The organism is Paenibacillus sp. HW567, assembly GCF_000374185.1.
Lineage (GTDB): Bacteria > Bacillota > Bacilli > Paenibacillales > Paenibacillaceae > Paenibacillus_AQ.
The window spans coordinates 6,210,662-6,237,225 of the sequence record NZ_KB910518.1; the positions used below are offsets into that span (position 1 = coordinate 6,210,662).

The window sequence follows — 26,564 nt, forward strand, 5'->3', positions numbered from 1 at the left end:
GTATGGATGAAGAACTACTGATAGCCTTTGACTCCACCCAGCAGGCGCTGCGTGCCGAAATGCTGCTCGAGTATGCGGAAATAGAGATTGATATATTCCCGACTCCCAAGGAGATTACAGCAGGGTGTGCGATGTCGATTCAATTTCCAAGCGGTGCGCTGGAAGAGGTTCGGAAGATCATCGAGGAGCAGAATGTTGAAATACGCGGGATTTATGGTAAATCGGCAGACGGCGGTTACTTATTAGTCGGGGAAGAAGAGGGAGGCACCCAATGAATAAGTGGACACTGGAAACAACAACTGAAGGTGCTGTAAAAGGGATAGTCCAGTTCAGAGATGCAGTTTGGAATTTGGTAACCGATGTGGACATGTGGGTAAACGTGCTTTTTTCAGGCTTGAGAATTCTTGTTATTTTTATTTTGACACGGGTCATCATTAAGGTTGTATCAAAGGTGATTGACCGTTCAATGGAGCGTGAAACCGGCGGCAGACTGCTCTCGAACAATCGCCGGTTCTCAACCGTAGGCGGGCTGCTGAAAAATGTAGTCACGTTCATCTGTAATTTTGTCATGATCCTACTTGTTCTTTCTGAGTTCAATGTCAACCTTGGACCACTGCTCGCGGGTGCCGGTGTAGTTGGACTTGCTATCGGGTTCGGCGCACAAAGTTTGGTCAAGGATGTAATCACAGGTTTTTTTATTATTTTTGAGGATCAGTTCGCGGTTGGCGATGTGATTCAGACGGGAACCTACAAAGGGACGGTTGAGATGATTGGTCTCAGAACAACCAGACTGCTTAGCAGCACCGGAGAGGTGCATATCATCCCTAATGGTACAATTATCAATGTTACGAACTATTCGCTGGCAAATGCTCTGGCGGTAGTGGATGTACCGGTCAAAATCGAACGGGGGCTGGAGGCTACACTCTCGTTAATCGGGGAAGCGCTTGTGGGGATTGAGGACCGGAATCCCAATGTCATCGCTTATCCCAATATTCTTGGTATCCAGTCGATGAGCACCTCAGAGTATGTAATCCGGGTAGCGGCGAATTGCCTGCCTAATGCGAGGGATGCTGCGGAACGGCAAATTCAAAGTGATATCAAGCTGGCATTGGAGAAGCAGAGCGCACTTGAGGCGGCTAAGGCCGAACAGGAGGCGCGTGAGCATGCTGAGCGGGAGGCAAGAGCGGCAATGGAAGCGAAGGCCCTGGAGGACGCACAGCAGGAACGGGAATCGTCCGCGAGGAGCCTGAACAGGCAAGCGGCAGCAGCACAAGAGGGAGAAGAGGGGGGAGACTAATGGAACGGAAGGTTTTTGGCCTGGGCGATATCGTGCAAATGAAGAAGCAGCATCCTTGCGGCACCAATGAAATGGAGATTATCCGTATGGGGATGGACATCCGAATTAAATGTACCGGCTGTCAGCATAGTGTCCTGATTCCCCGCGCCAAGTTTGAGAAGAACATGAAGAAAGTGCTGCGTGCGGCTGAAGCGCCAGATCCTGAATAATGGGACTTGCAAAAGCAATGATGCCATGATACAATAATTCTTGCTGCGGAGAGGTACCCAAGAGGCCCAAGGGGGCTGACTCGAAATCAGTTAGGCGTGTCACAGCGTGCGTGGGTTCGAATCCCACCCTCTCCGCCACTTCAGCTCAATATCATTTGCTTATGAATCCTTCGTTATTAGAACGAAGGTTTTTTGTTTCTGTCTAGAAATGATGTTGTACATAACATATGCAAAAAGAGGAACCTTCTCAGGTCCCTCTTCAGAGGCAGTACATCAATGATGTTTGGATTTTTTCTGTCTATAGCCGCTAAAGTGAAAAAGGTATTGCTGGGCTGAATCCTTATTTAAGGGATTCAGCCTTTACTCTCCCTGTCTTACAATAGTTGCTGATTCAGAAATCCTGTGATTGTGTTCGTCTACGACGTCCAACGGAACCACACCTCTCTTTTGTACTGCCTGATTGTATTATGTGCATGTACAGTTTTTTTATACAAGGCTCTAAAAATAAAAATGGTTCAGAGGCGAAGTGTGCCAGCTTAATTAGTGAACACGAGCCTTCTCAACCTTTTTCCACTTGCGGTTTTTATTTGTGGTTTCAGGGAAGGTGTCGCCTTTCTCCATCTTGATCTGCTTCGGATTCTGAATTTCCGTATGGAAGCTCCGCGCCTCGCCTACCTCGGTGTACAAGCCTGGATTGGGGGCCTTGTCGCCTTTTTCATATTCTGTTTTTTCGCCCATGATATCTCTCCTTCTGTAAGCATAGTAAATGCACTGTATATTGTGCGCACAGAGGATTGTCTTCATGTAAATTTTTTAAGGCCCAAGATCTGCCGTGCTTGAATAATGCTTGCAATCATCAGAACAATTTGGTATATTAATTTGGTGCGAGTCTATGTTTGTGCTCGTTCCTTGCTCCTGACGCGATCAGGGGCCGAAGACCATAAGGAGGTGAAAATTATGCGCAAATATGAAGTCATGTACATTATTCGTCCTGACATTGAACAAGAAGCCGTTCAAGCAGCAGTCGAAAAATTCCAAGGCATCATCTCCAACGGCGGAGGAGAAATTACAAAGCACGATGTGCAGGGTAAGCGCCGTCTTGCGTATGAGATCAAGAAGTTCCGTGATGGCGTTTATGTTCTGGTTAACTTCACTGCAGAACCTGCAGTAGTTACTGAAATGGAACGTATCATGAAGATTTCCGACGAAGTCATTCGTTATCTCATTACGAACGACGTTGCCTAAGGTATTGACAAGCTTTGTAATGAATCGCTCTACAAGGAGGGGAACATAATTGTTGAACCGTATCATTCTGATCGGTCGGTTGACCCGTGACCCGGAACTTCGCTATACTCCTGCTGGTGTTGCCGTAACGCAGTTTACGCTTGCCGTAGACCGCAACTTTACGGGCCAGAACGGTGAACGCGAAGCGGACTTTATCCCGGTAGTAACCTGGAGACAACTGGCTGAAACCTGTGCCAATTATTTGCGCAAAGGACGTCTGACAGCCGTGGAAGGCCGCATCCAAGTACGGAATTACGAGAATAATGAAGGTAAGCGTGTATACGTTACTGAAGTTATTGCCGATAATGTCCGTTTCCTGGAATCATCGCAGAATCGTGAAGGCGGAAATGCATCAGGCAGTGGAAGTATGCCCGAAGAACCAGCCTATGGCGGGGGGAACGGCGGTAACAGTGGACGCGGAAATAGCAATAATTTCTCGCGCAGCAACAATAATCAAGATCCTTTTTCGGGCGATGGAAAACCGATCGACATATCGGACGATGATTTGCCATTTTAATAAGGAAGGACTGAACTGACATGGCTTTCAAGCAAAGAGAAGGCGGAGACAACGACAAAAGACCAGCACGTCGTGGTGGACGCAACAAGCGTAAGAAAGTGTGCTACTTCACTGTGAACAAGATTACTCACATTGATTATAAAGACACTGAGCTTCTTAAGAAGTTCATCAGCGAACGCGGAAAGATTTTGCCGCGTCGTGTAACGGGTACAAGTGCAAAATACCAACGCGCTCTGACCATTGCTGTAAAACGCTCGCGTCAAATCGCGTTGCTGCCTTACACAACGGAATAAGACGTTATACGAAGCAGCCGGGAAACCGGCTGCTTTTTTGGTGCAAATTTTGCGGCCTTGGCGTGGATTTTTTATAAAACAGACTCCTGCACCCCGGCTGTCAATTGACGTAGAATACAGAATGTAGTAAATTACAGATATCCTATAACTAAAGGGGAAATATTGATGTCGGTGAGCGTTCTTAACTAAGCAATTTCATATCATCTGATTAACAAGCTGCGCAGGTCTCACTTTATAAGTGATACATGTGCTCTATTTGAATATGTCCGCGGAGGATCTAATCAAAGCTTGTTGAAGGATGAATGATTTAGTTAAGAACACACGCGAAGCGTCATAAAGCCTCTTAACGGCTAATGATCTCTTTGTTATTAAACCGTGCTCTTGCAGCACGGTTTTTCTGTTGTCAGATATGCTCCCCGCAAGGTGTGGAGCTGACAGAATACAAAGAGGGCAATAGTCTGCTAAGTGAGGGCAAAGACCGCCGTGGTGGCAGTCTTTGCCCTTTTTTGCGTTAGCGTTAGGAAATAGCTCTGCCAGCCTGAGAACTCAGGCGAGGAATGAAGGAGGATTACGAAGATGAATTCACAAAGCCTGAACACCCTGGAATACGAAGAGATCAAGCAGGAGCTGGGGCGGCATGCGGTATCTTATGAGGGGAAAAGACATGTGAATGAGCTTAAACCCATGACTTATCTGCCGGCGATTCATAGGGCGATGGATGAAGCCGCTGAGGCCAAGGAGCTGCTGGAAAGAGGTGCGAGTGTGCCGATTCCTTCATTAGAGGGGATGGAGTGGATCATCTCGCTGCTTGGCACGGGTTATCTGTACAGTGTGCAGGATTTTACATCGGTCTCCCTGTTTCTGAACAGTTGCGGCCAGTTGCGCAAATATATGGCCTCCAAGGAGCAGAGTGCTCCACGGATTGCCTCATATGCGGCTTCAATGCTGGAGCTTAGCCCTGTACGGGAGGAGATTGAACGCTGTATCCGTTTTGGAGCTATTGATGACCAGGCCAGCAAGGGACTGGAGCGGGTCCGTAAACGGCTGACCGTGACCAAAGATCGGCTGCAAAGAAAAATTGAGGGTGTGATGTCCAGGCATCAGGCAATTCTGCAGGAGAATCTGGTCAGTATGCGCGGTGGACGGTATGTCATCCCTGTAAAAAGGGAATATCACAAGCAGGTGAAGGGTGCGGTGCTGGATCAGTCAACCAGCGGTCAGACGGTATTTGTGGAGCCTTATGAGATTGCTGCTTTGCAGGGAGAGCTTGAGCTGTTGTCAGCCGATGAGGCACGGGAAGAAACGCTGATTCTAAGTATGCTGACCGGTCTTCTCGAGGAGGAGCAGGCGGGGCTGCGTCTAAATGTTGAAATCACTGGTAATTACGATTTTATATTTGCCAAAGCCAAATATGGACGGACGCTGGGCGCAAGAGCAGTGTCCTTGAATGATAATGGCTACCTGCGAATGAACGGCGGCAGGCATCCGAAGCTGAAGGATATGGTGCCGGTCAGCCTGGAATTCGGCAAAGGGTATAAATCTTTGATTGTCACCGGGCCAAATACAGGCGGCAAAACGGTTGTGCTGAAAACACTCGGGCTGCTGACGCTGATGGTGCAATCCGGACTGCTGATTCCTGCAGAGGAAGGGAGCAATTTCACAGTATTTACGGATGTGATCAGTGTGATCGGAGACGGACAGAGCCTCACACAGTCGCTAAGCACCTTCTCGGCCCAGATGAAGAGTATTGAGGGGATGCTGAGGGATGCAGGCAAAGGCGTGCTGCTGTTGATTGATGAGCTGGCAGCCGGTACGGACCCGGAAGAGGGCTTTGCGCTGTCTATCGCAATTCTTGAGGAGTTGAACCGCAAAGGCGCCAATATTATGGTGACTACGCATTTTAATGAGCTGAAGGTCTTCGCTGCCTCCACCTCCGGGTTCCAAAATGCGCGGATGGAGTTTGATAAGGATACGCTGCAGCCGCTCTACCGGCTGACGATTGGCGAGGCGGGCGAAAGCTACGCTTTGCAGATTGCCGAGAAGCTGGGGATACCGGAAGCGGTCATCCGGCGCTCGCAGGAGCTGGTCGTGCAGCAGCGCGAACTAGACGGGAACAGAAGGTCCAGGAACCGATTCAATGTGCAGGGAGGCCATAAAACGCCTGAGGTCGGCAAGGATGCCGGCAGAGAAGGGCCTGTAGGTCCAAAATCAGCTATTAACGGAGCAGAGAATACTTCAACACGCCTAATTGATGAGGAGCAGGTACAACAGCCATCCGACGGTCAAGGGCAGAGAAAGGATTTTGAAATCGGGGATGCGGTGTATGTCAGTTCGATGGGGCGGACGGGAATTGTCTATGAGAAGAGGGACGCACGGGGAATGGTCGGGGTAATGATTCAAAAGCAAAAAATGAGGTTCAATCATAAACGGCTAAAGATTTACCTTTCCAAAGGGGAGCTGTATCCGGATGACTATGATTTTGATATTATTTTCGAGAGCAAGGATACGCGGAAAAAGCGCAAGCTGATGCGTAGAAAGCATGTGGAGGGCCTGACTATCGTCAATAAAGATGAAGAGAGGTAAGAGGTGCTGAATGCTTGGAGGTCCGCCCGTATGGGTGGGCCTTTTTTGTCAGCCGCATCTGGCTGATTTCTTTAATTTGTCAGCGATATCTTTTGTTTTTCCACTATATGTAAGAGTTCTCATGAGCTATATTGAAAAGCAAATATCTTGCCCGAGAGAGGAGGATAGGGACTTAAACGGGGGTGTATTGTATTCACAGCCACGACTGCAAGCGTTCTCATTTTGTCAACAAAGGAGCTGACTAATGAACATGCATTTGCGAATTAAAAAGAAAGCTGTTTCCAGAATTTCTGCAGCACTGTTGATTGCTGCGCTGGTTGCGACAGGCATGCCGTTACAAGTACAAGCTGGGGATACTTGGCCGTTCAAAGGGGAAGCAGCACATGGCGTGAACCAGCCAAGTGTACATGGATACACAAGCGGCCACATTCTGGACTGGAGTCCGGAAACGGACCGCGATGCGGAGATGCTGCGATCCTTTGTTCCTTTGCAGCACAGAATTGCTCCATTTGCGGCCACACAGGCTAAACCCAACCTGAATCCAAATGTAAAGATGACCAACGTGAGCGGCGATTACGGGAATGCCTTCATCGAAAATGCTGCCTATACGAACAAGTTCGCCCAGTACCACTTCGGCTTTTGGCAGTATGTGGACTATTGGTCGCCTTGGCATGGAACGGCCTCGGCCTATACGCCGACTGAATATTATGATGATACTGCCCAAGCGGACTGGAAGCAGAAGTGGTTCGAATTCGGGAGCCTGAATATTCCGAACCCGACCTATACAGATGCCGCTCATAAGAATGGCGTATTGTCTCTGGCCGGCATCTTTTTCTCCAACAATGACCGTGGACAGCAGACGTATAAACAGATGATTGTAAAGGACGCCAGCGGCGGGTTTCCTGTTGCCAAGAAACTGGTCCAGATGGCCAAATACTTCGGCTATGACGGATATTTCATCAATCAGGAGGAACTAAGCCCCAACGTTCAAACGAGCGATATTCCAGACTATATTGAATTTATTAAGACACTGAAAAAGGGCGGATTATACGTGCAATGGTATGACTCCCTGAATACGTCCAGCGGGCAAAATACTTTTGCAAGAACCTTCAACGACAGCAATATTTCACTGCTATATGATAAGAACAAGAAGGAGGCGGTCTCTGACTCTTATTTCTTTGATTACGGTGTAGGTCAGACCCAAATTAATAGCGCCAAGTCCTACCTGAACCAGTTGAATGCCAATTCGGGAACCACCTATTCCATTTATGATGTCGGCTTTGCCGGTCTGGAAGCGGGACGGGACAGATTCACCTCAACTAATGTTAATGCGCTGAAAAGCAAACTGGACGGAAGCGGTGTGCCGCTTGTCAGTATAGCGACGCTTGGAGCCGACTTTGTTCATGCCGGTTACAATGATAATCTGGCTTGGCCGTCAAATGACCGGGCAAATAATGACTATCAGTGGGAGACGAAGAAAAGAGAGCAGCAATGGTGGTCTAGCCCGAACGCGAATCCCCGGGAAACGGCTGCTTCCACCGCTTGGCCGGGAATTTCGTCAGTCATTACGGAGCGTTCCGTCATTGGAACCACTAACTTCTATACGAACTTCAACACAGGCCACGGTCTGTCGTATTACAAAGCCGGTGCGGTTTCCAGTAATGATGAATGGTCCAATATGAGTCTGCAGGATGTGCCGGTAACCTGGCAATGGTGGCAGGATACCACCGGCAGCAGGTTGACGGTCGATTATGACTACGGTTCTAAATATAAGAAGGACCCGGCTTTTGGCTATGCACAAATTGGAGGCTACGATGGAGGCAGCTCGCTTGCAATAAGCGGAAATCTTAATGCCGAGAACTTCCTGCGTCTGTACAAAACGGAGCTAGAGGTCAAAACCACCTCCAAGCTGTCGGTTACGTACAACAAACCTTCACTGAATGATGCTTCTTCGATGTCCGTCGGCCTGATCTTTAAAGACCAGCCGAACACGGTTGTCAAAGTGCCTGTAGCTGACGGCGGCAAAACAGCCGGCTGGACAACTAAAGAATTGGATCTTAGCATGTATGCCGGTAAGACCATCGCCGCTTTCGGTCTCGTTGCTGCTCCGAACGGCAGCCCGATTGCCGGCTATCAGATGAATGTCGGGCAGCTCCGGATTTATGACGGGACAGCCGCTCTTCCGGCAGCTCCGACAGGTCTTGCCTTGACCAATGTGTTCACCGATACCAATGAAATGGTTATCCAATGGGACATCAATACGAATTATTCGCAAGTTAAAAATTATAATGTCTACGTCAATGATGTATTCGTTGGCGGGAAATACGACAAAACCTTCTACATCAAAAAACTGCCGGCCCGTTCAGGGGTTGTAAAAGTAATTCCGGTGGGAGCCGATGGCCGGGAAGGTGCAGCAGCAACGCTGCCGTTCGATCTGAACGCCGCCGTTTCCGGCATCGAAGCCGTTTCCAGGGACAATGGGGAGCTTGCCGTATCATGGACGAATCCTGCGGCAGCATCCGGCGCAATTACAGTAAGCGTGAAATCGCTGAACTGGACGACAACGGCAGCGCCGGTATCCGCAGCCAAGACGGTCCCGGCGGGAGCGACTTCCGCACTGTTTACGGGCATGCCAATCAATGGCGATGACTATGTTGTCAGCATAGCAGTGGGTAACCGGCACCCGGTTGCGAAGAGCGGCAATTTTATTGACAAGACGATAGAGCCTTATGCGGACGCTTGGTCCTGGAAGGGAAACACGCTTAGCCTGCCGATGCCGAACACAAGAGACTGGCGTTATCTGTATGTCTACGAGAATGGGGTAGCCATGCAGTTCGATACCACTTATTCATCCGGCAAGAAACCATATATCGTTCGCGGACGTTCTACAAAGGCCTCCTTGTTTGTAACGCCTGCTTCTGCTTCAAGCACTATTACGCTTGTTATGGAGGATTACGCCGGCAACAAATCCGCACCTGTATATGTGCGCGGCTCTGGAGAATAGTTATGCAGCAGGAGCGTTCCGCTCAGATTTTTTGGGCGGAGCGCTCTTTTTTCAATTTCGGGCAGCAAGCAAATATCCCCCCAATAGCTCTTAACCTCCGGTTGGGCAGGTGGGGCTTTTTAGCGTTTTTAGCGGCGAGTTGAGCCTTGTTGGCACCGAAGGAGGCATGTTATGAAGCTATAACTCTGGTAATCCAAGAATTTCGTTGATATACTTGAGCGGAATCTGTCATTTTCTTTTTATTCTGTGGAAATATAATGGCATATATATAGAACTAGGGGGCTTTTTAAGAAAAGTGCTTGCGGAGAGCGCTTACATTTGAGAAGGGAAGGACTATATGAGTAGGCTCAAATTTAGCGGGCTGCTGCTTGCAGTGGCAATCTTGTTGTCCGCATGCAATATACCGGGTTCAGGCAACCATGCCGATGAGGTACAATTTGATAAGACGGCAGAAGTGCCTGTAGCGGGGGGAGTTGTTACATATGGCTATTCCTCTCCATTTCAGGGCTTGTTTGAGCCTGTCTTTTATGAAGGCGAAGACGACGCTCAGGTTCTGGAGTTCATTACGGAGGGCATGTTTACGGTAAAAGATGATTTGTCTACGGTACCCAATATTGCTACTTGGCAGGAATCCGAGGACCACACCGTCTTTACTTTTAAAATAAAACCGGGTGTTCTCTGGCATAATGGCGACGAACTGACGGTGGAGGATTGGAAATTTGCGCTTGAGACGATTGCCAGTCCCGATTATACGGGCTCGCGCTATTACAGTGTGGAAATGATAAAAGGCGTGGAAGCTTATCATAAGGGGGAAGCCAAGGAGATCTCCGGCATTAAGGTCATTGATCCCTATACGCTGAGAATTACGATGAATGCCGTCCGTGTGAATACGATTGACAATCTGTGGCCTTACCCGATGAACCAAAAATATTTCAGCGGAGTAGCCGTCAAGGATATGGCTGCCAGTGACCAGGTGCGGAAGCATCCCATCGGCATCGGCCCATTTATGGTAACCAATATTGTTCCGGGGCAGCTCGTGGAAATGAAGCGGTTTGACGATTACTACCAGGGCAAGGCGCTGCTGGACGGTGTGCAGTATAAAGTTTTTGATAACAAAGAGATTGTAAGCCTTCTTGAAGAAAACAAGCTTGATATGGCAATAGCGCCACGTGACGGGTATGCGGCCCTCGCGAAGCTGGACAAGGTGGAAATGTTACAATCCCCGGAGCTGTCTTACGAGTATATCGGATTCAAATTTGGGTCCTGGGATAAAGAAGCCCGGAAGATTGTTATGAATAATCCTAAGTTTAAGGACAAACGTTTACGCCAGGCCATGTATTATGCGCTGGATCGCGAAGGCATTATCCATAAATATTCTTATGGTCTAGGCAGTCTGATTGAAACGCCGATTCCAAGCTCAAGCTGGGCCAAAATCGCCGATTCAGAAATCAATACGTATCCTTATAACCCGGAGAAAGCAAAAGCGCTGCTGGACGAGGCGGGATATGTTGACACAGATGGTGACGGCTTCCGCGAGGACCCCAAAGGCGAGAAGCTGGTAATTCATTATGATGCCATGACCGGAAGCACGACGGCAGAGCCGCGTACCCAGGTTATTCTGCAGAACTGGCGGGAGGTCGGACTGGATGTCCGGCTGAACGGCGGGCAATTGAAGGAGCTTAACTCCTTCTATGAAGCGGTGGAGAATGACGATCCGTCAGTTGAGCTGTTCAACGGGGTGTGGGGACTGGCCAGTGATCCCGATCCTTCAGGCTTATGGCGGGCAAATGACCTGTGGAATTATGTACGGTGGAGCTCTAAGCGCAGTGAAGAGCTGATTCATGAAGGCATAAGTGTGAGGTCATATGATAAAGAGCACCGCAAACAGGTCTATTATGAATGGCAAAAACTGATAAATGATGAAGTGCCGATGATCTTTTTTGCCGAGCGGACGAATATTACTGCGGTCAATAAACGGCTGCAGAACGTGCACGTCAATTCCATGAGCAGCATTATTGAGCCGCAAAAATGGTGGATAAAGAATGAGTAGCAGCAAAGCCCGGGAGATGCATCCAAATGGCGTCGGACTCCCCGGCTTTGCTTTTTTTTACGAAATCTGAATCAAAATAAAGTTTTGTTCGTCATATACTTTACAGAATACAAGTACCTTCAGCACTAATACTGTCGTTATTTGTTGTTTCTTTTTCTGTGCCAAGTGATTACAATAGAAATATTGTTTGTGTGCCAATGTAGTTTTCCAAGTATATACCACCCTTTAGAATGACCCGAATTCCGGAAAGGAGGGAACCCTAATACTGAATCGGGCATAACCCGCAACAGCCGAGAAAAGCCCACCATGACTGCTTGGTACGTTACAGGCAAGCATTATAAATAGATCGCAAGCAATTATCTATACATTCCACCATAAAGAAGGAATCAAAAATGTTGAACAAATTCAAAAAAATAAAGAAACGATATATTATCATTATTTCTGCGCTGGTGGTGATCCTTCTTGGAGGATTTCTGTTCCAAAAACAACTGGCAGTACTGGCCTTTGATCTTTTTCTGTCGGATCGGGTGGAGAACAAGCTGGCGGAGGAATCGTATAAGCCTTTGGTTAATGACGGCAACACTACAGTCAAGCCCGAGCCCATTGTTTACAAAAGTGATCCGTTCTCGCTGATGCTGCTGGGTACAGACCAGCGCAAGAACGAAACGGCCCGTTCGGATACCATGATCTATGCGGTTATTCGTCCGGAGGATTACAAGATCCTGCTGATTTCCATACCGCGTGACACATATACCGAAATCATTGGACACGACGATAATAAAAAAGATAAAATAACCCATGCTTACGCATTTGGCGGTCAGCAAATGGCTAAAGATACGATGGAAGCACTGCTCGGCCACGAAATTCAATATTATGCCACAATTAATTTTCAGGGTCTGAAGGATGCAGTTGATGCGATTGGCGGTGTTCCGCTGCCTATCAAAAAAGATATTGTGAATAAGGGCAAGGATCATGAGAAATTTACCATCAAAGGCGGAAAATCGAATTACGACGGTGAAGAAGCGCTCAATTATACACGGTACCGTGAGGACAGTGACTTCAACCGCACGAAACGGCAGCAGGTCTTTATTGATGTAGTGGCGAATAAAATGTTATCCATCAGCCAAATCGGCAATATTCCTGAGCTGCTGGATATTATGGGCGAAAATTTCAAGACAGACATTCAGCCTTCCATGATTATCAGTCTCGCGAGAAAGTTCATGGGCGGCAAGGATATGGATATATCCAGCTTCACGGTTATGGGTGAAGGCAAGCGCATCGGCGGGATATATTATGACATCGTTAATGAAGAGGATCTGAGCAAAGCGAAGGCTATGATCGACAACTGGATGAATGCCAGCACGCCGGCAAGCCAACTGATCGAGCCGGGCAAGGCGCAAAATGCGCTGGAGCCTGCCGCTACAGCGGCAGCACAATAATAGTTACGGTTATAAAATCATAATATACAGGAGCAGCAGCCATGTGCAGGGTCAATGGCTGCTGCTTACTGTTCTCATGTTATAATGGTGTGGAGCCAAGCGGAAACGGCTTCTCTGTCTTATATAAGGCGGTACCCGTTTCAGCGATAAAATTCCTTCGGAACTCTTTGAGGAGGATCAAGAGATGAATATTGCGTTTTTTTTATTGCCGAAGCAGGAGGTGGCCTGCGTAACACTTGATTCAACGCTGCGCCAGACCCTGGAACGAATGGAGTTTCACCGCTATACCGCTGTCCCGATTCTGAACCGTGACGGTGAATATGCCGGTACTGTAACGGAAGGCGATCTGCTCTGGTATATGAAGGATTCGGGTGGTGCGGTTACGTTCGAAAATGCTTCAAAGTATTTGCTTAAGGATGTGCCGCTGCGGATGAATAATCTTCCGGTCTCCATAGATGCTGACATGGAGGATTTAATCAATCTGGCGAAGGTGCAGAACTTTGTGCCGGTCGTTGATGATATGAACCGGTTCATCGGCATTGTCCGCCGCAGTCAAATTATTGAATATTGTGAGAAGGTTGTTGCACGCCAGTCGCAGGAATCATTATAATTCGTCCACTGCGGTAGCAGAAGCAAGGTTGACCAAGGCCTGTATTTCCGGCGACATCGGAATGCGGGCCTTTTTGGAAGCGGTACAGTCTATCTGTGGGACGCAAGTCGTCCCGTGTAGCTAGGGTAATTATTTATGCTATAATGGAGAATAATGCTTTTTGCCGGAGGTAGAGAGACGTGCCCAATCCGAAGGATCTGGATGTAGCCAAACGCGCCAAGGTAATTGAGTGGTTGAAGACCGAAGTCGTTGATCAAGTCTCACGGTTATTCAAAGCATTGTGGGAGGGCAGCACTACCCGTGTCGGAGACAGTCTGGCCAGCCTGATTATGAGCTCGTATATCCTGGGGCGCAGACTTGGCATCCCTTATCGTGAGATGGATGACCTGCTGTTGGAGAAGCTTAAGAAGCACAGACAGGAAGGCCATCAGTTGGAAGAATGGTACCAGGATATATCTGCGTTAGAAGAACATATGCGTAAGAGGTGAATACTGTTGAAATTTCGCTGGACATCTGTGGCATGGAGCATTGCTTATCTGCTTTTGCTGCTGTCGTTATCAACCCCGCTACTCATTATCACGACCCTTTTTATGATCATTCCGGCTGTAGTGCTGTTCACTACTCTAAGTACCAAGCAGTTTATCTTCCATATCCTGCCCGTACTGCTGATTGTAGGTCTGATCACACCTGTTTATGTTTTGATAGCGGTCTATTTCTTAATACCTGCCTTAGTTATGGGGCGCTGGTATAAGAAGCGGGCTTCAGCTATGTCCACCCTTGTTGCAGGAACGGTTGCAATTCTTGGCGAATTCTTGCTTCTGCTGCTGATTGGGACAGCGGTGTTTGGCTTTGACCTCTCCACTTATGTGAACGATGTGCTGCAGATGGTGAATTCGCCGCTGGCAGAGCTGGGTGCGGGCAATCCGCTGTTGACCGAGCTGAGGTTCACAAGGGAGGATGTAAATGCGATCAGCCATATGACCGTCCAGATCATTCCGATGGCGCTGATTATGAGCTCACTCATGATTTCTGTTATCACACATTCCATCGTCCGTCCGATTCTGAACAGTATGGAATATGCAGTGCCGAAGCTGAAACCGGCCCGCGATTGGAGACTTCCAAGGTCGTTCATTTGGTATTACCTGCTGGGTGTCGTGCTTAGTCTTCTGTTCGGGGGAGGAAACAGCGGGTTCATGCCAATGATCTCGGATAATCTGCTGCCTCTACTCAGGATTGCTTTTATCATTCAGTCCATTGGTTTCCTCTTCTTTCTGGTGCATGAGCGCAAATGGAGCAAGGTTGTGGCGCTTCTGCTGGCAGTGCCCGTTATTCTGCTGCCGGGGCTGTGGATTATCGGTATAGTCGACCTGGCGTTCCCGCTGCGGGAGCTTGTGACGAAATCGAAACGATAGGGTGAGGGCTCATGCCAAAATTTCTGCAACGACGCTGGCACGGCTATCATACCGTCTGGGCGTTCATGCTGATGCTGCTCCTGATTATAGCAGTCAGTGTCTATAACTGGGTTATTGGTGTCGCCTGTCTGTTTCTGGCCGGCACTCTGTGCTTCTCGATGCTGCAGGCAGAGCTGGCGTTCCGCCGTAATCTGGTGGAATATATAAACGGGCTTTCATTCCGGATTAAGCGTGTAGAGGGTGAAGCGGTCAGTATGCTTCCGCTCGGTATTATCCTGTACAGCGAGGACCGGACGGTGGAATGGAATAACCGCAATGCCGGAGATATTTTTACCCGCAAATCCCTGGTGGGAGAAGAAATACAGAACCTGCTTCCTGACCTCATGCCTGTGTTAACGGGAAATGTTCCGGTGAAGCGGGAAGCTGCCAAGGACAGTGCGCTGAAGGATGTCCGGCAGGAAATCACAGTGGACGACCGGTATTATCAGGCGGTGGTTATTCCCAGCGAGCGGCTGCTGTATCTATACGATATAACCGAGCTTGTGGTGCTGCGTGAACGTTATGAGGAAGAAAAGCTCGCCATCGGCATTGTGATGATGGATAATCTGGATGAAGCTGCCCAGGGCATGGATGATCAGCAGCGCACATCTTTGATCGCCAAGGTGGCCAGTGAGATTACGGAATGGAGCAAGCAGTTTGAGGTCTATCTGCGGCGCTTATCTTCAGAGCGTTACCTCATGCTGCTCAATCACCGCAGCCTGCAGGCGCTGGAAGAGAGCCGGTTCGTAATTCTGGATGAGGTCCGGGAAATGACTGCTGACCTCAAGGTGCCGATGACGCTGAGCATCGGACTGGCTTACGGCACGGAATCAGCCAGTGAGCTTGGAGCGCTGGCACAGTCCAGTCTGGATATGGCGCTCGGCCGGGGCGGGGATCAGGCGGCCGTGAAGGCAGGCCAGCGCCTGTCCTTCTATGGCGGCAAGAGCAACGCCGCAGAGAAGCGCACCAGAGTGCGGGCCAGGGTCATCGCCCATGCGCTGCGTGATCTTATGCAAGAGAGCGACCGGGTGCTGATTATGGGTCACCGGGCACCGGATATTGACGCCGTAGGGGCGGCAATTGGTCTCTTAAAGGCGGCTCAGATGTACAACGTGGAAGCAAACATTGTAATGGAGACGCCGAATCCCTCCATTACCCGCATGATGGAGCAGATCCGCCGGGATGAAGAGCTGAACCGGTCCTTCATCTCCACGGAGCAGGCGCTGCAGGTTATGACGGAGCATACGCTGCTGATCGTTGTGGATACACACAAGGCGTCCATGACGATGGAGCCGCGCCTGGTGCAGTATGCCAGCCGGATTGTGGTGGTTGACCACCACCGCCGGGGCGAGGAATTCATTAATGATGCCGTACTGGTCTATCTGGAGCCATACGCTTCCTCCACCTGCGAGCTGGTCACGGAGCTGCTGCAGTATATCCATGAGAAGATCAAGCTGAGTCCGCTCGAAGCCACAATGCTGCTCGCCGGAATTACGGTGGACACCAAACACTTTGCACTGCATACGGGATCGCGCACCTTTGAGGCGGCTGGATTTCTGCGGCGGATCGGTGCGGATACAATCCTGATTCAGCGCATGCTGAAGGAGGACCTCCAGGAGTATATTTCCAAAGCGGAAATCATCAAGCATGCGCGGATGGTGTATGACCACATAGCGCTGGTTGTGACGGCGCCGGGAATGAAGATTCCGCAGTTGCTGATTGCCCAGACGGCGGATACACTGCTGGGAATGACGAATGTGGTAGCTTCATTCGTCATCAGCGAGCGGCCTGACGGCCTCATTGGCATCAGTGCCCGGTCACTCGGGCGGATGAACGTGCAGGTGGTCATGGAGAAGCTGGGCGGCGGCGGACATTTATCCAACGCTGCGGTGCAGCTTGAAGGAACAAGTAAGGAAGCAGAAGCCAGGCTGCTTGCGGTGCTGGCTGAAATCGAAGCGAAAGAGGGGCTGTTCGAATGAAGGTCATTTTTATAAAAGATGTCAAGGGTCAAGGCAAGAAGGGGCAAGTCAAAGAGGTATCGGAAGGTTACGCAACTAACTTCCTGTTGCCGCGCGGTTTGGTTCGCCCGGCTACTGATGGCAACGTAAAGACGCTGGAGAATCAGGCGGCTGCTGAGCAGCGCCGCAAGGATCAAGAGAAAGAGGAAGCGGTGGAGCTTGGCAAGAAGCTGGACGAGCTGACCCTGACTCTGAAGGCCAAAGCCGGAGAGGGCGGCCGCCTGTTCGGCGCCATTACAAGCAAACAGATCGGTGAAACACTCGCAGCGACTCATGGCATTTCGATTGATAAGCGCAAAATTGAGCTGAGTGATTCGATTCGTCATGTGGGTACCTTCCAGGTAGCGGTTAAGCTGCATACTGAAGTAAAGGCTAACCTCACGGTTCAGGTAACGGAGGAGTAGCATGGGTGGAGATCTCTTTTTCGATCGGATTCCCCCGCAGAACCTGGAGGCAGAGCAGGCTGTAATCGGCGCTGTGCTGCTGCAGGATGAAGCGCTTATTACCGCGATGGAGCGGGTGAATACCGAAGACTTCTACGATAAACCGCATCAGATGATATTTGAAGCGATGGTGCAGCTCGGAGAAGAGAGCCAGCCGATTGACCTGGTTACACTGACGTCCAGACTGCAGGACAAGGGACAGCTTGAGGATATCGGCGGAGTCAGCTATCTGGCAAAGCTGGCGCATGCGGTTCCCACTGCGGCCAACGTAGACTATTATGCACAAATTATTGAAGAGAAGGCGATGCTGCGGCGGCTGATCCGCACAGCGACGCAGATTGTCAGCGAAGGTTATACAGGCGGGGAAGATGTAGCCGATATGCTGAGCGATGCTGAACGGCGGATTCTGGAGATATCCAACCGCCGCAGCGGCAGCGGATTCATTGCCATCCGCGATGTGCTCATGCAGGTGTTCGACCGTGTGGAGATGCTTCATCAGAATAAAGGCGGCACTTCGGGGATTCCCACCGGCTTCGTTGATCTCGACCATATGACCAACGGCTTCCAACGCAATGACTTGATCATTGTCGCGGCCCGTCCTTCCGTAGGGAAAACGGCTTTTGCGCTGAACATCGCGCAGAACGTGGCTGTACGCGCCAAAGAGACCGTAGCCATCTTCAGTCTGGAAATGTCTGCACCCCAACTGGTTCAGCGTATGATTTGTGCCGAAGCCAATCTGGATGCCAACATTATGCGTACCGGTGATTTCAAAAGTGATGATGATTGGTCGAAGCTGACGATGGGGATTCAGTCTTTGTCAGAGGCGGAGATTTATATTGATGATACTCCGGGGATTACGGTCACAGATATTCGTGCCAAATGCCGCAGACTGAAAAAGGAAAAAGGCCTCGGCATGATCGTCATCGACTATTTGCAGCTCATTCAGGGGCGCGGCAAAGGCGGCGAGAACCGCCAGCAGGAGGTATCGGAGATATCCCGTACCTTGAAGCAGATCGCCCGTGAGCTGGATGTTCCTGTCATCGCCCTCTCGCAGCTTAGCCGGGGTGTGGAGCAGCGCCAGGATAAACGTCCGATGATGAGTGACCTTCGTGAATCCGGCTCTATCGAGCAGGATGCCGACATTGTTGCTTTCCTGTACCGTGACGATTACTACAACCAGGAGACCGAGAAGAAAAATATTATTGAGATTATTATCGCCAAACAGCGTAATGGTCCCGTTGGTACCGTAGAGCTTGTGTTTCTGAAAAATTTCAACAAGTTCGTCAACTACGAGCGTGCTCACAACGAACCCTTTGCAGGTTAGGCGGTTTTCGCACGATATCCGAACGATCACACATTTTCTCGTGAGATCGTTCGTTTTTGTTTGACTTTAAAAAGTACCGCTGTTACACTGATTATTGTGCTTTAGCGGGTTAAACCGCTTTGGCGCCCGCAGGGCTGCGTACATAAGAAATACGTACTGGGCCCATATTATGAAAAATAATGGTGCTAAGCGAGGCACCTACGGAGGAATGAACATGTCAACGGTAGTCGTCGTGGGAACACAATGGGGAGACGAAGGCAAAGGGAAGATCACAGACTTTCTGGCAGAAAGTGCAGATGTGGTCGCTCGGTACCAAGGAGGAAACAATGCCGGTCACACGATTCTGATTGACGGAAAGAAGTTCAAGCTGAGCTTGATTCCATCAGGTGTATTTTATAAAGAGAAGACTTGCGTAATTGGCAACGGAATGGTTATCAATCCGGAAGCCCTAATCCAAGAAATTAATTATATTCATGAGAACGGCTTTGATACCAAAAATCTGGTGATCAGTGATCGCGCCCATGTCATTATGCCTTATCATATGGTTCTGGATGCTCTGGAAGAGGACCGCAAGGGTCCGAACAAGATCGGCACTACCCGCAAGGGGATCGGCCCGGCTTATATGGATAAGGCTGCCCGCAACGGTATCCGTATCGCCGATCTGATGGACGCAGAGGAATTTGAGCTTCGCCTGCGCCACTTAATGGAAGAGAAAAACCAGGTTATCACTCAGGTCTACGGAGCGGAAGCGCTGGATGTAGAAGAGGTGCTGACTAAATATTTGGAATATGCGGAAATTCTTCGGGGTTATGTTACCGATACTTCGGTCGTGCTGAACGATGCGATTGATGCCGATTCCAAGGTATTGTTCGAAGGCGCGCAAGGCGTCATGCTGGATATTGACCAAGGTACTTATCCGTTCGTTACTTCATCGAATCCGTCGGCCGGGGGGGTCTGCATCGGTTCCGGTGTAGGTCCGTCCAAGATTAAGCAGGTTATCGGAGTTGCCAAGTCTTACACTACCCGTGTTGGCGATGGCCCGTTCCCTACCGAACTGAATGATTCTATCGGCGACTATATCCGTGAAACCGGCCATGAGTACGGCACAGTAACCGGACGCGCCCGCCGTGTAGGCTGGTTTGACAGTGTGGTGGTGCGTCATGCCCGCCGTGTCAGCGGCATCACCGGTCTGTCGCTTAACTCGCTGGACGTGCTTTCTGGACTGGAAACCGTGAAGATTTGCACAGGCTACAAATACCGCGGTGAGGTGATTACCCACTATCCGGCAAGCCTGAAAATGCTGGCGGAATGTGAAGCTGTCTACGAAGAGCTTCCAGGCTGGAGCGAGGATATTACATCGGCCAAAACGCTGGATGATCTTCCTGCGAATACCCGCAAATATGTGGAACGGGTATCGGAGCTTACCGGTATTCCGATTTCGATCTTCTCTGTGGGCCGCAACCGGGAGCAAACCAATCAGGTACTGCCAATTTATATTTAAGCTGAATAGTTAAGTCCGCATAAGGGGCCTCATTCGAGGCTCCTTTTTTTTCCATATTTACACGTTTCCCTGGCAGGGTTCTAGTCAATACTGGATGGAAGGAAGGTATAAAGACCTGACTCCTGAGAGTTCGGATATGAACATAGCGCAAGGGAGAGATAGAGATGAAATTAGTAAAACGGGCACTTGCCGTCTGCCTGATTGTTGTTCTGGCCAGCGGACTTTCCATTCTGACTACAGCATTTGTTGTAAATACGTATATTCAGTCTGCGCTGGCAAGCTTTGATATTAAGCTCAACGGCCCGGAGCCGGGAATTGGCGGATTCGTGAAGAGTCTTATAGGGATGGATAAAGGCAGCACCAGCAAGAAGGACAGCAAAAGCGGTGAGCAGCCTGCGGAGGAGAAGGTGCCTGATAATGCACTGCCTGTGATGGGGCAAACTTCGAGCACCGGGGAACAGGGCGGGAGCGCTGCCGATCAGCAATTGGTAATGACCCCGGAAGCGATGCGGGATATGAAGGACAAACTGCCAACCGATGACAAAACCAATATATTCAATATTCTGATGACCAAGCTGCCGCCGGATGAAATGCAAAAAATCTCCAAGATTATGGAGGATGGATTAACAGAGAGCGAAGTGCAGGAATTGCAGCAGGTTATTGCCAAATACGTAGACCCGGATGAATATAAGACCTTAATGAAAATGCTTACACCTAGTGCAACAGATTCACCGAAAAATTAAAAATTGTCATTTTTCAGACACAACAAAGCCTTTGAACGATCATATTTTTGGATAAAACCCGCCATTTGCGCGGGTTTTGCCGTGTGGAGAAAGTTGAAATCCTTCTTCCGGCTATGGTACAGTAAAAAAGGACTAAAAGGGGTTAATTTTTTGTAACCTTTTTCCGGATTGTAACAGCATGATTATTCATACTAACGCAACAGAAAAATAGATGCAGCAGAATATATACAAGGGGCAGTATATTAATAGCTTGATCGCTCCAGGAGGAATGAACGGGCGGACTGAAAGGGAGAGTTACATGAAGGGATTTAAGTTCATGCGCCGGTTGGGGAATATGCGGAACCAAGAGGAACGTTCAGCACAATTCAGTGCAGAAAGCAGACCTCGGAGAATCCGGCGCTCATGGATTGCAGCTTCTGCCGGTCTAATACTGCTTGGGGCCTTCGCGGTCGGAGCGGAGAAGAGGCACGTAGCGGCGAACACAGTGACTTACTACAAGGTTTTGGTGAAAGGCTCGGAGATCGGAAAGATCAGCCAGGAGGGCGAGCTGGATCAACTGTTCGAAACGAAACGGAAGGAATACCAGCTCAAATATCCTGACTCGGTGATGGTGCTGCAGACAGACGGTATCACTACAGAACCGGAGAAGGCGTATAAGCCGGAGATTGACAGCGGCGCAACACTGGACAAGCTGGACGGCATGCTCAAGGCTTATGCGGTAGGCGTGCAATTGACCGTGGGCGGCAAGGTGCTTGGAATCGTCAAGGATCAGGAGACGGCGGCTGCGGTGCTGAAGGGTGTTAAGGAGCATTATCTTCCGGAGGCCCAGGCTTCCACAGGAGCCCAGCTCAAGAAAACGGCAGCTTTAAGCTCTGCAAAAACCTCGGCTGCAGGCGCAGACAAAGTAGAATCGGCTGCGATCCGCGAGAAAGTATCCATTGCTCCGGTAAAGGCTGACCCGAACAAAGTGCTGAGTGTAGAAGAAGCTGTCAAGACACTGACCGAAGGCAAAGAGGCGCCCCTGCTATACACGGTGCAGGAAGGTGATACCGTTTCCGGCATCGCCAAGCTGTATGGTACGACTCAAGCTGAAATTTTCCGCAACAATCCGTCGGTCGAAGAATTGACTCTGCAAATTGGGGACACGCTGCAATTAACCGTGCCACAGCCTGACCTCACCGTAGTAACTGTAGAGCAGGTTGCAGAGAAGGTTGTTACGGAGCCGGAAGTTGTTGTACGGACCAGCGATCTGCTCCCTGCCGGCAAGAGAAAGGTGGTCCGTCCTGGGCAGACCGGCCTCAAAACGATGCAGTACCGCTTAACCAAGGAGAACGGTCTGGTCGTCAAGGAGGAATGGCTGGGACAGACGGTAGTGCAGGCTTCACTGCCGGAAGTGGTGTACCGGGGAACCAAGGTGATCGGAGAAGGGACGAAGGTGCCGGAAACCAAGGTTGCCCTGGAAGCAACAGGGATGTTCGCCTGGCCGGTGGTTGGCGCGTCGATTTCCAGCAGCTATGGCGAACGGTGGGGACGCGTACATAAGGGCGTGGACCTGGTATCCGGCAACCGCACGATCAAAGCGGCCGATGCCGGAACTGTCAGCTTTGCCGGCGTTCAGAACGGATACGGCAACGTAGTTATAGTGGATCATCATAACGGATATATTACGTATTACGGGCATTTAAGCAAAATCTCTGTTTCTGTGGGGCAAAGGCTTGGGCAAGGCTCCAAAATTGGGATTATGGGCAGCACCGGACGTTCGACCGGCACCCATCTGCATTTTGAAATCCGCAAGAACGGGACAGCAATCAATCCAATGAGGTTTTTGCAATAATCTATATGATAGGTTCGGCCGTCCGAATAAATTCGGGCGGTTTTTATGTTAAAATAAAAGAATCAATGATAAGTAAGGGTAGAAAGGTGAAGCTGAGCCTATGCAGATGGGAACGATTCTGGTAGTAGACGATGAACAGCCTATTGCTGATATATTGAAATTCAATTTGGAAAAAGAGGGCTATGAGGTGATCTGTGCCTTTGACGGCAACAGCGCAGTAGAGCTGGCATTGTCCAAACGGCCCGATCTGATGCTGCTTGACCTGATGCTGCCCGGCAAGGACGGCATGGATGTGTGCCGTGAGGTGCGGTCCGCACATCTCGATATTCCGATCATTATGCTTACAGCCAAAGACGGGGAAATCGACAAGGTGCTGGGTCTGGAGCTTGGAGCGGATGATTATGTGACCAAGCCTTTCAGTACGCGCGAGCTGCTGGCCAGAGTCAAAGCGCAGATGCGCCGCCAGCACAAGCCAATGCCCTCCGAAACGCAGAGTGAACCGCTGGAGAGCAAGCAAGGCGTGCAGCACTTCGGTCTTTTTGTGGATACGGATATGTATATGGTCTACAAAGAAGGCGAGCCGCTTGACCTGACCCACCGGGAATATGAGCTGCTCTATTATATGATCCGTCACGCCGGCAAGGTGATGACCCGGGAGCATTTGCTGCAGGCCGTATGGGGCTTCGAGTATTTCGGTGATGTGCGGACCGTTGATGTAACCATCCGCCGTCTAAGAGAAAAAATTGAGGAGAACCCTAGCAAACCGGAATATATTTTTACCCGGCGCGGACTCGGTTATTTGATGCATAGCCCCAAAAACGGAGGGTTGTGATGAAGGGACTGTCCTTTTTCCGGACGATACAGGCGAGGCTAATTATTATCTATGTGTTGCTGATTCTGATCGCCATGCAGTTGATCGGTGTGTATTTTGTCAGCTCGATGAAGAATTCACTGACCGATAATTTCACCAAGGATCTGAAGGCGCGCGCAGAAATGCTCTCGATCCTGACGGCCGACAAGCTTGGCAGCCAGGCGGGAACGGCAGATGAAGAAACCGCTGTAGAGAGTCTGCGGGGCATGGTTAACAATCTCTATATCAGCGGTGCTGAAATTCAGGTTCTGGATGCAAGCGGTAAAATCATCACCACCTCTGTCCCTTCGCAGAATGATTATGTCGGCCAGCGCAACACGCAGACTGTGGTCAGCCGCGCACTGCAGGGGATTAGCGACAATGAAGAATATATTATTGCCGACGACAATGTGCGAAAGAAGGTAGTCGCCAAGCCGGTGCTCTCCGGTGACAAGGTCGTAGGCGCAATCTATATTGCCGCCGACATGAAGGATTTATACGCCACTATGAGCCGGATTAACAGCGTATTCCTCTCGGGAATACTGCTTGCTCTGGCGCTGACGGCCGTTCTGGGTGTTATTCTTGCTCATACGATCACGCATCCGATCAAAGAAATGACCCGTCATGCCACAGCGGTTGCGGAAGGGCGTTTTAACCGGAAGATGCCTGTATTCGGCAACGATGAAATCGGCCAGTTGAGTCAGGCGTTCAATTATATGACGGGAAGACTCCGCGAAGCCCTGTCACAGAATGAGGAGGAGAAGGAGAAGCTGGCTTCCATTCTGGCGAATATGAGCGATGGTGTAGTGGCTACAGATGAGAGCGGCGTGGTCATTCTGATGAATACCCGCGCAGCGCATATGCTGGGCTCCGAAGGTCCGCTTCCTGAGGGCGCTCCCCTGGACGAGCTGCTGGGCCTGGACCATGAGCAGTCGGGGTCGCTTGCCCAGGGCAATGCCCAGTCGGCCATGCTTCATCTCTCGCCCGTGGGGGGCGGCAGCTCCAATATTGTGCGCGTCACCTTTACGCCGATTCACCGCCGGGAAGGCCGGGGAATCGCGGGCACGATTGCTGTGCTGCAGGATGTGACCGAGCAGGAGAATCTGGAGGAGTCCCGCCGCGAGTTCGTAGCCAATGTATCGCATGAGCTGCGGACGCCGCTTACGACCATCAAAAGCTATGTCGAAGCGCTGGATGACGGCGCACTGGATGATCCGCAGCTAGCTGTGCGGTTCGTTGGAGTTATCCGCAATGAAACCGAGCGGATGATCCGCCTTGTCACGGATCTGCTGCACCTTTCGCGGCTTGATTCGAAGGAATCCAGCCTGCGCATTCAACAAACCGATATCTCCGAGATGCTGGAGGATGTCGCTGACCGCTTCTCTTTTCAGATTCGCCAGAAGCGGATTCATATCAGCACAAGAGTGCGCAAGGAGGTTGAGAGCGCCTGGCTTGACCGTGACCAGATTGATCAAGTGCTGGGCAACCTGGTCTCCAATGCGCTGAAATATACGCCAGAGGGCGGAACAATCCAGCTTGAGGCTTGGAAGAATGAAGAAGGAATGCTGGCTATTTCCGTAAGGGATTCCGGGATTGGAATACCGAAAAAGGATATTGAGCGTATTTTTGAACGGTTTTACAGAGTGGATAAGGCACGCTCGCGGAATATGGGTGGAACCGGCCTGGGGCTGTCCATTGCCCGGGAAATTGTGAAAGCGCATGGCGGCTCTATTTCCCTGCAATCTGAGCTTAATGAAGGTTCGCTCGTAACCTTCACACTGCCTCTGAAGGAGCAAAGGGGGAGTGAGTCATGAAGGAAAAGGTGAAATCATGGATTCTGGCGCTGCTTGTCTTCGGAAGTCTTGTAGAGAGCTATTACCTGATCTACCGGCTGCCGGGCAGCGACTCGGCGGTTATGTCGGAGAATCTGTATGTGAAGACGGATAACATGGGGCCGGAAGAAAAGGTAGAGAATTTGCTCTATCCCGATAAAATGATCATTCATATGGGAGAGAGCAAGCATACGCTTTTTTATCCAAGCACCACGTTCTATAATCTTATTCTGAACCGCTTGAAAGGACGCAGCTTTGAGAGCTTTCAGCGGCGCTCTGTACAGGATTTCGATTGGGATAAAATCCGTAATGAGAACCCGGGGATTGAGCTGTCCTACGGGGCAGGCATCCCGGTAACCCTGCTGCAGCGGGTAATGCAGTTGTCTCCCGACTCGCTGTTTGAAGGGGAGAGCATCGACCGGATTTGGATTTACAATGTAAAAAATGATTCCAAAGCGCATGCCATCTTCTTCAGCACCCGGGGCGATATCGTATATGAAGCAGCCAAAGCTGACCTCACGGTTCAGGACGTGCAGCAGCATGTGGACTTCGGAAACAATCTTCCTAAATATACGGCCGTAAACGGCGATTATTATGTGCCGGAGGGGAAGGTATCCATGGTTGAGGCAGAGATGCCTTCCGGCATGTATACTATCCAGCAAATGCAGAGCAATCTCTTCTTCGATGCAGGAAGCACCAGATATATCCCAGAGAAAAACGGAACGGAGATTTATACGGACAGCAAACGCAGTCTTCAGGTGGATCAGGAGCAGAACTGGATGAGCTACAGCGATCCGGCGGCCCTTCCAGCCGGGGAGAGCACGCCGGCGAAGGACGCCCTGGAGGCTGTTGATTTCGTCAACCAGCATGGCGGCTGGAATGGAACATACCGGCTGGAGGCGACGGAGGAGGGGCGGCAGGAACGCAAGGTTTCTTTTCAACAGTTCTACGGCGACTCGCCTTATGGTTCTTATCCGATCATTAGCCAGCCCCGGCTGAAGTATGGAATCATTAACCTGGAGCTGCAGCAGGGGACGGTATCCTCCTACGAGCGCTCCCTGATGTATGTGCAAGAGGCTAAGGCGGTTAAGCGAATTGTCGATCTGCCGGTAGGAGACAGGCTGCGTAATCAACTGGCACAAATCAGCCAGGTTTCGGCGGTAAAGGATTTGACTCCGGCTTATGTGCCTGTTGTGAAGAGAGAATCGTTGCAGCTTCGCCCGGTATGGCGGGTTACATTAGAAGACGGCACTGTGCTTTCGTTGAACTAGAAGTGACGGAG

At 50.2% G+C, this 26,564-nt stretch carries 23 protein-coding genes and 1 tRNA gene; 23 read left to right on the forward strand and 1 reads right to left on the reverse strand.

Features of this window, described 5'->3' with window-relative positions; genetic code table 11:
- The first annotated feature begins 2 nt into the window (after positions 1-2).
- The 4 genes from B212_RS0127680 to B212_RS0127695 all read left to right on the forward strand — a co-directional run bounded on the left by B212_RS0127680 (position 3) and on the right by B212_RS0127695 (position 1,644).
- Complete coding sequence (locus B212_RS0127680) at positions 3-275, forward strand: DUF3343 domain-containing protein (RefSeq protein WP_019914544.1); 273 nt, start codon at positions 3-5, stop codon at positions 273-275.
- The gene (locus B212_RS0127685) at positions 272-1,297 is read left to right on the forward strand and encodes a mechanosensitive ion channel domain-containing protein (protein WP_019914546.1); all 1,026 of its coding nucleotides are present in this window, start codon (positions 272-274) and stop codon (positions 1,295-1,297) included. The genes B212_RS0127680 and B212_RS0127685 overlap by 4 nt, the downstream gene beginning before the upstream one ends.
- A complete protein-coding gene (locus B212_RS0127690) occupies positions 1,297-1,506 on the forward strand; it encodes a DUF951 domain-containing protein (protein WP_019914548.1) in 210 nt (69 codons plus the stop codon). The genes B212_RS0127685 and B212_RS0127690 overlap by 1 nt, the downstream gene beginning before the upstream one ends.
- 47 nt (positions 1,507-1,553) lie before the next feature.
- Positions 1,554-1,644 (forward strand) — tRNA-Ser (locus tag B212_RS0127695).
- A 402-nt stretch (positions 1,645-2,046) separates the two neighbouring features.
- On the opposite strand, the gene B212_RS0127700 is transcribed toward B212_RS0127695, so the two are convergent.
- Entirely contained in the window at positions 2,047-2,244 is a 198-nt protein-coding gene (locus tag B212_RS0127700) for a YjzC family protein (RefSeq protein ID WP_019914549.1), read from the reverse strand.
- Positions 2,245-2,463: 219 nt separating this feature from the next.
- Between B212_RS0127700 and rpsF the strand changes: the two genes are divergently transcribed.
- From rpsF to B212_RS0127800, 19 genes are all read left to right on the forward strand, one after another.
- The gene (rpsF, locus tag B212_RS0127705) at positions 2,464-2,751 is read left to right on the forward strand and encodes a 30S ribosomal protein S6 (RefSeq protein WP_019914550.1); all 288 of its coding nucleotides are present in this window, start codon (positions 2,464-2,466) and stop codon (positions 2,749-2,751) included.
- A 49-nt stretch (positions 2,752-2,800) separates the two neighbouring features.
- The gene (gene ssb, locus B212_RS0127710; RefSeq protein ID WP_019914551.1) at positions 2,801-3,307 is read left to right on the forward strand and encodes a single-stranded DNA-binding protein; all 507 of its coding nucleotides are present in this window, start codon (positions 2,801-2,803) and stop codon (positions 3,305-3,307) included.
- A 20-nt stretch (positions 3,308-3,327) separates the two neighbouring features.
- Positions 3,328-3,600: a 30S ribosomal protein S18 gene (gene rpsR, locus B212_RS0127715; RefSeq protein ID WP_019914552.1), complete on the forward strand. Its 273-nt coding sequence runs from the start codon at positions 3,328-3,330 to the stop codon at positions 3,598-3,600.
- Positions 3,601-4,176: 576 nt separating this feature from the next.
- Positions 4,177-6,183, forward strand: a complete 2,007-nt coding sequence (locus tag B212_RS0127720) for an endonuclease MutS2 (protein ID WP_019914553.1) — start codon at positions 4,177-4,179, stop codon at positions 6,181-6,183.
- 244 nt (positions 6,184-6,427) lie between these two features.
- The gene (locus B212_RS0127725; RefSeq protein WP_019914554.1) at positions 6,428-9,187 is read left to right on the forward strand and encodes an endo-beta-N-acetylglucosaminidase; all 2,760 of its coding nucleotides are present in this window, start codon (positions 6,428-6,430) and stop codon (positions 9,185-9,187) included.
- A gap of 337 nt (positions 9,188-9,524) precedes the next feature.
- Entirely contained in the window at positions 9,525-11,237 is a 1,713-nt protein-coding gene (opp4A, locus tag B212_RS0127735) for an oligopeptide ABC transporter substrate-binding protein (RefSeq protein ID WP_019914559.1), read from the forward strand.
- A 392-nt stretch (positions 11,238-11,629) separates the two neighbouring features.
- The gene (locus B212_RS0127740; protein ID WP_019914560.1) at positions 11,630-12,676 is read left to right on the forward strand and encodes an LCP family protein; all 1,047 of its coding nucleotides are present in this window, start codon (positions 11,630-11,632) and stop codon (positions 12,674-12,676) included.
- Between the two features lie 184 nt (positions 12,677-12,860).
- Positions 12,861-13,286 carry a CBS domain-containing protein gene (locus tag B212_RS0127745; RefSeq protein ID WP_019914561.1) on the forward strand — a complete coding sequence of 142 codons (426 nt, stop codon included), beginning with the start codon at positions 12,861-12,863 and terminating at the stop codon, positions 13,284-13,286.
- Positions 13,287-13,465: 179 nt separating this feature from the next.
- A complete protein-coding gene (locus B212_RS0127750; RefSeq protein ID WP_019914562.1) occupies positions 13,466-13,774 on the forward strand; it encodes a MazG-like family protein in 309 nt (102 codons plus the stop codon).
- A 6-nt stretch (positions 13,775-13,780) separates the two neighbouring features.
- Positions 13,781-14,698: a DUF2232 domain-containing protein gene (locus B212_RS0127755; protein WP_019914563.1), complete on the forward strand. Its 918-nt coding sequence runs from the start codon at positions 13,781-13,783 to the stop codon at positions 14,696-14,698.
- Between the two features lie 11 nt (positions 14,699-14,709).
- On the forward strand, positions 14,710-16,716 hold the full coding sequence (locus B212_RS0127760) for a DHH family phosphoesterase (RefSeq protein ID WP_019914564.1): 2,007 nt from the start codon (positions 14,710-14,712) through the stop codon (positions 16,714-16,716).
- Positions 16,713-17,159, forward strand: a complete 447-nt coding sequence (gene rplI / locus B212_RS0127765) for a 50S ribosomal protein L9 (RefSeq protein WP_019914565.1) — start codon at positions 16,713-16,715, stop codon at positions 17,157-17,159. The genes B212_RS0127760 and rplI overlap by 4 nt, the downstream gene beginning before the upstream one ends.
- Position 17,160: 1 nt before the next feature.
- On the forward strand, positions 17,161-18,522 hold the full coding sequence (gene dnaB, locus B212_RS0127770) for a replicative DNA helicase (RefSeq protein ID WP_019914566.1): 1,362 nt from the start codon (positions 17,161-17,163) through the stop codon (positions 18,520-18,522).
- Positions 18,523-18,736: 214 nt separating this feature from the next.
- A complete protein-coding gene (locus B212_RS0127775; protein ID WP_019914567.1) occupies positions 18,737-20,023 on the forward strand; it encodes an adenylosuccinate synthase in 1,287 nt (428 codons plus the stop codon).
- 164 nt (positions 20,024-20,187) lie between these two features.
- Positions 20,188-20,766, forward strand: coding sequence for a hypothetical protein (locus B212_RS0127780; protein ID WP_019914568.1), 579 nt, complete (start codon positions 20,188-20,190; stop codon positions 20,764-20,766).
- A gap of 298 nt (positions 20,767-21,064) precedes the next feature.
- A complete protein-coding gene (locus B212_RS0127785) occupies positions 21,065-22,600 on the forward strand; it encodes a M23 family metallopeptidase (RefSeq protein WP_019914570.1) in 1,536 nt (511 codons plus the stop codon).
- Between the two features lie 100 nt (positions 22,601-22,700).
- Entirely contained in the window at positions 22,701-23,432 is a 732-nt protein-coding gene (gene yycF, locus B212_RS0127790; protein WP_019914571.1) for a response regulator YycF, read from the forward strand.
- Complete coding sequence (gene walK / locus B212_RS0127795; protein ID WP_019914572.1) at positions 23,432-25,264, forward strand: cell wall metabolism sensor histidine kinase WalK; 1,833 nt, start codon at positions 23,432-23,434, stop codon at positions 25,262-25,264. The genes yycF and walK overlap by 1 nt, the downstream gene beginning before the upstream one ends.
- A complete protein-coding gene (locus B212_RS0127800; RefSeq protein ID WP_019914573.1) occupies positions 25,261-26,553 on the forward strand; it encodes a YycH family regulatory protein in 1,293 nt (430 codons plus the stop codon). Before walK ends, B212_RS0127800 begins: the two co-directional genes overlap by 4 nt.
- Positions 26,554-26,564 lie beyond the last annotated feature (11 nt).

Coding starts and splice junctions, on each gene's coding strand:
- rpsF (WP_019914550.1), top strand. CDS start 2,464: ATGCGCAAATATGAAGTCATGTACATTATTCGTCCTGACATTGAACAA.
- B212_RS0127700 (WP_019914549.1), bottom strand. CDS start 2,244: ATGGGCGAAAAAACAGAATATGAAAAAGGCGACAAGGCCCCCAATCCA.
- B212_RS0127780 (WP_019914568.1), top strand. CDS start 20,188: ATGAAATTAGTAAAACGGGCACTTGCCGTCTGCCTGATTGTTGTTCTG.
- B212_RS0127775 (WP_019914567.1), top strand. CDS start 18,737: ATGTCAACGGTAGTCGTCGTGGGAACACAATGGGGAGACGAAGGCAAA.
- B212_RS0127760 (WP_019914564.1), top strand. CDS start 14,710: ATGCCAAAATTTCTGCAACGACGCTGGCACGGCTATCATACCGTCTGG.
- rplI (WP_019914565.1), top strand. CDS start 16,713: ATGAAGGTCATTTTTATAAAAGATGTCAAGGGTCAAGGCAAGAAGGGG.
- B212_RS0127720 (WP_019914553.1), top strand. CDS start 4,177: ATGAATTCACAAAGCCTGAACACCCTGGAATACGAAGAGATCAAGCAG.
- B212_RS0127680 (WP_019914544.1), top strand. CDS start 3: ATGGATGAAGAACTACTGATAGCCTTTGACTCCACCCAGCAGGCGCTG.
- B212_RS0127740 (WP_019914560.1), top strand. CDS start 11,630: ATGTTGAACAAATTCAAAAAAATAAAGAAACGATATATTATCATTATT.
- dnaB (WP_019914566.1), top strand. CDS start 17,161: ATGGGTGGAGATCTCTTTTTCGATCGGATTCCCCCGCAGAACCTGGAG.
- B212_RS0127745 (WP_019914561.1), top strand. CDS start 12,861: ATGAATATTGCGTTTTTTTTATTGCCGAAGCAGGAGGTGGCCTGCGTA.
- rpsR (WP_019914552.1), top strand. CDS start 3,328: ATGGCTTTCAAGCAAAGAGAAGGCGGAGACAACGACAAAAGACCAGCA.
- B212_RS0127725 (WP_019914554.1), top strand. CDS start 6,428: ATGAACATGCATTTGCGAATTAAAAAGAAAGCTGTTTCCAGAATTTCT.
- B212_RS0127785 (WP_019914570.1), top strand. CDS start 21,065: ATGAAGGGATTTAAGTTCATGCGCCGGTTGGGGAATATGCGGAACCAA.
- yycF (WP_019914571.1), top strand. CDS start 22,701: ATGCAGATGGGAACGATTCTGGTAGTAGACGATGAACAGCCTATTGCT.
- walK (WP_019914572.1), top strand. CDS start 23,432: ATGAAGGGACTGTCCTTTTTCCGGACGATACAGGCGAGGCTAATTATT.
- B212_RS0127690 (WP_019914548.1), top strand. CDS start 1,297: ATGGAACGGAAGGTTTTTGGCCTGGGCGATATCGTGCAAATGAAGAAG.
- opp4A (WP_019914559.1), top strand. CDS start 9,525: ATGAGTAGGCTCAAATTTAGCGGGCTGCTGCTTGCAGTGGCAATCTTG.
- B212_RS0127685 (WP_019914546.1), top strand. CDS start 272: ATGAATAAGTGGACACTGGAAACAACAACTGAAGGTGCTGTAAAAGGG.
- B212_RS0127800 (WP_019914573.1), top strand. CDS start 25,261: ATGAAGGAAAAGGTGAAATCATGGATTCTGGCGCTGCTTGTCTTCGGA.